The sequence below is a fragment of the uncultured Psychroserpens sp. genome (assembly GCF_947501425.1).
GTDB lineage: Bacteria > Bacteroidota > Bacteroidia > Flavobacteriales > Flavobacteriaceae > Psychroserpens.
The window spans coordinates 1-350 of record NZ_CANMVN010000029.1 but is presented as its reverse complement, the minus strand read 5'-3'; the positions used below and the strand labels follow the sequence as shown (position 1 = coordinate 350).

Annotated in this window: 1 protein-coding gene; it reads left to right on the top strand. The window is 37.1% G+C overall.

The window, feature by feature from the left end; all coding sequences use genetic code 11:
* Window positions 1-350 (top strand): hypothetical protein (locus Q0951_RS17050; RefSeq protein ID WP_299339535.1); only part of this gene is annotated, 350 nt, incomplete at both ends.

Genomic DNA, 350 nt, shown 5'->3' with positions numbered 1-350 from the left:
GCCGATGTCGATGGTGGATCTTCAGATGATGTTGCTGTTACAAACCTAAGTATTGATATTGATACTTTTGATTGTAGCAACATAGGAACACCTGTGGATGTTACCTTAACAGTTACTGATGGAGATAGTCAAACAGATACGTGTATCGCAACTGTTACAGTTGTAGATCAAATTGATCCTGAATTTATAAATGTTCCAGGTGACATTAATTTAACCTGCGGAAATAATCAACCTACATTCACTGATCCTACTGCCACTGATAATTGTGATACAACACTAACTGTCGTAAGAACTGATGGTAGCGGACTTAATAGTGGAGATGTTTTTCCTTCAGGAACAACAATAATTAG